6 protein-coding genes and 1 pseudogene are annotated in these 3,695 nt (G+C 52.3%); 2 read left to right on the top strand and 5 right to left on the bottom strand.

Translation table 11 applies throughout. The features are described 5' to 3' along the window. Positions 1-191, top strand: a 191-nt coding sequence (locus H7A81_RS28045) for a hypothetical protein (RefSeq protein WP_220458126.1), incomplete at its 5' end; no start/stop codon positions are given. Positions 192-234: 43 nt separating this feature from the next. On the opposite strand, the gene H7A81_RS26415 is transcribed toward H7A81_RS28045, so the two are convergent. Beyond that, positions 235-417: a hypothetical protein gene (locus H7A81_RS26415; protein WP_182059248.1), complete on the bottom strand. Its 183-nt coding sequence runs from the start codon at positions 415-417 to the stop codon at positions 235-237. Between the two features lie 569 nt (positions 418-986). After that, a complete protein-coding gene (locus tag H7A81_RS26410; protein WP_072215039.1) occupies positions 987-1,163 on the bottom strand; it encodes a DUF3606 domain-containing protein in 177 nt (58 codons plus the stop codon). 38 nt (positions 1,164-1,201) lie between these two features. Between H7A81_RS26410 and H7A81_RS26405 the strand changes: the two genes are divergently transcribed. Then, the gene (locus tag H7A81_RS26405; protein ID WP_182059247.1) at positions 1,202-1,372 is read left to right on the top strand and encodes a hypothetical protein; all 171 of its coding nucleotides are present in this window, start codon (positions 1,202-1,204) and stop codon (positions 1,370-1,372) included. A gap of 274 nt (positions 1,373-1,646) precedes the next feature. Here H7A81_RS26405 and H7A81_RS26400 read toward each other — a convergent pair whose 3' ends face one another. From H7A81_RS26400 to H7A81_RS26390, 3 genes and pseudogenes are all read right to left on the bottom strand, one after another. Next, entirely contained in the window at positions 1,647-2,123 is a 477-nt protein-coding gene (locus tag H7A81_RS26400; RefSeq protein WP_182059246.1) for a DinB family protein, read from the bottom strand. 392 nt (positions 2,124-2,515) lie between these two features. Continuing rightward, on the bottom strand, positions 2,516-2,788 hold the full coding sequence (locus tag H7A81_RS26395; RefSeq protein WP_052206199.1) for an XRE family transcriptional regulator: 273 nt from the start codon (positions 2,786-2,788) through the stop codon (positions 2,516-2,518). Positions 2,789-3,189: 401 nt separating this feature from the next. After that, positions 3,190-3,695: pseudogene (locus H7A81_RS26390) on the bottom strand (hypothetical protein); the annotation flags it as partial.

Below are 3,695 nucleotides of genomic sequence, written 5' to 3'. Positions count from 1 at the left end.
TTCCTTCGCAATTTCATAAATTTTTACGTGCGCAGGCTCACGCCAAGCTCGGTGGCCGCGCGTTCACGCGTCCAGAGCATGCTTTTTCGCCAGAGTTTCAGGTGCCATCCTGTAATAACGTTTCCTTTAATTTTTCAAAACAGGCTCAGAAAAGTGCAATTATTGCACTTTTACACATTACTTTTGACTGAGCTGATAGCTGCATTTTCAGCGTTCTGTTCGCCTTTCTTCTCGTCAGCGCAGCACGCGCGCGATGAAGGTGCCCGCCAGACCGGTGATGCCTGAACACAGGCAAAGCGCTTTCATCATCAAGAGCACCGCGGCTTCAGACCCGGTGTAGAAGCACAGCGCGCCACCGGAAGCGATGGCCAGCAGCCAGGCCCATATCCGGTAACCGATACGAACGTGCATCTTCATCCGGATACCTGTTGCGTCTTTCATCTGCTCAGTCTGTGGGGTTATTTTTTCAGCAAAATAGCTGACATTGCATCTCAGTTCCAGCCATGAATACGGCGGCGAAGAGCCTGCATGAACAGACCCGAATCAGACGGACTATGCGATTGCAGATTATTCAGCCTCTTATCGTCACACGCTGAATTACGGTCTGCTGCCTGGTCTGCAGGGATGACAGCGCTGTAGGAGCAGTCCGGGACCCGGTAAACACATTCGTTCCCGGAAGGATATCGATATCGACACAGGATATGTCTGAGCGGGAATAAAAAAGGGTTCCCTTATGAACTACAGCCGCGAGTGAGCCTTACGGGAGGGCTGGCCGGAAGAAATTACACAGCCTGATAATCCTGCAGCTGAGGGGGGCCGTCATTCTGGCCTGTAATGGGAGAGTGCAGAGGGGGATGTGTCAGCGTTTCGGTTAAGCAGCTTTCAGAGATTCCTGACCAGCAGCTGACTTCTAGCTGATGCCCGCTTACAGTCAGATGCCCTGATATAAATAAAAAACCCACCGGGAGGTGGGTAAGTCAGTAAGCTCAGTGTAGAAGATAGCGCTTAACGGCTTCCGGGTCTGTGCCCACCGTTTTAAGGGCTTTCACCAGCTTATCCTGTGTAGTCTGCAGTGAGAGCATCCAGTATGTAATTTGCCATTGTTCATTTATCACAATGATCTTTTTATCTTCCGGCTCGCGGCGGTGAAAAATGTAACTCATCAAAACCCCAGGTTAAGGAAAAATGGCTTATTTGCTGTGTGACGCAGAAGAAGAATGGCACTGAAACTGAGGGGGTTAAAATTGAAATGACTGACCGTGATGAGCAAAAATTTTTATTAAAAAAAGGCCCACTTAATGATTATCAGTGGGCCTGTTTTGTTCAAGGCGGAACAATGCTCTCTCGCAGAGGTGGGGTTAAGCACTGCTAATGTTGCACCCCAATCTAACATCGCATAGCTGGATGCATAACCCTCTAATTTAAATAGATTGTTATTTAGGATTAGGCCGCATTCCTTCGGAATGTTCTCATCCAGAAACCCCTGGATGTAAGTCTGTTAACTTTTCTGCTGCAACTTCATCAGCAATTGATTAGCAGGCCTGATGCCTGATTTTGCGGGGTTTTATCGGAAGGGTCCGGTTTCTGGCAAAACTTTGGGATTATCGCTATCCCGTCAGCCCCTTTTGTCGAAAGACGTCATTTGTTTACGCAGAAAATGTGACACCACATCCTGAGGGGGGCTGAACGCCACACGCATGGATCAGCCAGCTCACCGCGCCGCGGTGTCGAGTACCGTGGAGTATTACCTGCTCAATAAGGCCAAGAGGAGTTGTCTGCGCCATCTTTCCGTCCCTGCGCCGGTACACAATGGGGCAATCCCAGGCTTCGGCCGGCATGCCGGCTGCATATTCAATGAACCAGCCGGAGCAGGCCAGCATGCACGGCACCAGGACTGCTTCCTCAGGCATCCTGTGCGGCCTGAGATTCTGCCGGGATGGCGCTTCCCCCTTCAGGTTGGCACGGATGAGCATGTCAGTGACGTGCATGTGGTGCATAAGCCTGAGCATCTCACGGCGTTCAGCGCGGAAACGGCGCGCGTCCGTGTCGGCAATGGCGCTGAGCATCCCGGCATCCATCCAGTGCTTGTATCTCAGTAAAGTCAGGGCGGTAACTCTTTGCATAATTTGTCCAGAGCGTCAGCACGTCCGGCATAGCGGTAGCGTGAAGTACGCATTTAATTAATCCGGCGTGGGCTGAGACTGACAATCCGGAGCTTATCGCTGCCAGTCTTTTCTGCGACGGAAGGGGTTCAGGCTGAGAATTCACATTCATATCCCAATGCAAAGCACAGGATATATCTTCCATACTGGCGGCGGGGCAGGGTGATGTCTCCGGTAAGTGCGTGCAGGTGCGCAAGGGCGGTAAGACGCATCAGAGTGTAGTCGTCCGAGGGGATTACGACAGCCCGGTGAAAAACGCTAGACTATGAATCACCCGCAGAGCGGTTCAATAAGAGTGTTGCGTCCATCAGTTGAACTCACAGCGATCAGCAGACATTCACAATTATTCTGCTTTAGCACAGCGGTGTGACGTCGCCACCGGTCGCTGAGTCTGCGTCGGGCTCCGTCCGCATCCAGATGGCCTGACGGGTGAGCCAGAATCCGGGGGAGTGAAAAACGATACCCAGCTGTTCTGCCAGCGTCTGCGTCACCGGCAGACGACCCGCCAGAAAAGCCCAGACAATATCGCTGTCGAGTCCGCTGCGGTCACACAACTGCGTCACGGAGACATCGTGCTCAGTCAGAAGATAAGCGAGAAAGCGTGCGGGTGAGGTGTGGCCATCCATAGGTTACCCCGGGAGGTTAAAAGTCGTTTCGTCCAGATTAGAACGGTCCGTCAGCTCTGCACAACGGGTCCCGGAAAAAATACCTGCCGTTAACTGTCGGCTCTCTACGCTCGCCGGAGATACGGCTGAGGCGTCCCGCAGCAGCGCGAGGAACGAACAGCCGTGTCGAGGAAGCGTCACGTCACCGATGTCCGCAAAGACTGCTTACGCTCCGGTTCCAGAGTTAATAAAGGTAAAGGAGCCAGGCCGCGGAGAGCCCCACATATAGTAAGTTATGTGGAATGCAACATGGAGTGAGTAAACTTTTATCAGCAGAACTGCTGCCTGATGTGAATGCAATGCTGAAACCACCGGATGAACATGTTGTGCTTCTCCAGGGTGCATTTTCAGACTCGCGGCCCTCAGGCTGATGAAGGTATTGCAGGCAGAAAAGGCACCGCTGCGATTTCCCTCAGGCAGTCATCGTATCCACCGAATTCCGGAAAAGGGCGCCGCCCGTTAAGAATATGTTCAAGCCAGGGGGCCGGACAGCGACGTCTGAGTTGGGTAAACCAGTATGGATGATGCTGACCAAGGGCATTGACGATGAAATCCGGACTGTGGACGTTGATCACGTATTCTGAAGAGTGCAGCTGGTGAGGCTGAAGATGGCTTTTGAGATAAACGAAAAACTGCAAAAATGACGACAGGTTCACACCGTATTCAGATGTCAGGGTAAGACGGAACAGGTCGTTAATCCTGCCGCTCGCCATATGGCCGTCGCCTTTACAACGGAAGCAGAGAAGGACGCCATCGTTTTCCAGACCATTCACCCTCATGAGTTCGTAGGTATACTCCCCTGCTGCTGAACCCGGGATAAAAAAATCATCCCACGCGCTTATCTGGCCCAGGTCTGCAACCGGAAAGG

It is taken from the genome of Pantoea sp. ME81 (assembly GCF_903970985.1).
GTDB lineage: Bacteria > Pseudomonadota > Gammaproteobacteria > Enterobacterales > Enterobacteriaceae > Pantoea > Pantoea communis.
The sequence above is the reverse complement of the archived record's forward strand: the minus strand, read 5'-3'. Positions and strand labels throughout refer to the sequence as shown.

Bases quoted from the DNA above. Each gene is read 5' to 3' on its own strand.
- H7A81_RS26415 (WP_182059248.1), bottom strand. From the start codon at position 417: ATGAAGATGCACGTTCGTATCGGTTACCGGATATGGGCCTGGCTGCTG.
- H7A81_RS26410 (WP_072215039.1), bottom strand. From the start codon at position 1,163: ATGAGTTACATTTTTCACCGCCGCGAGCCGGAAGATAAAAAGATCATT.
- H7A81_RS26395 (WP_052206199.1), bottom strand. From the start codon at position 2,788: ATGGATGGCCACACCTCACCCGCACGCTTTCTCGCTTATCTTCTGACT.
- H7A81_RS26400 (WP_182059246.1), bottom strand. From the start codon at position 2,123: ATGCAAAGAGTTACCGCCCTGACTTTACTGAGATACAAGCACTGGATG.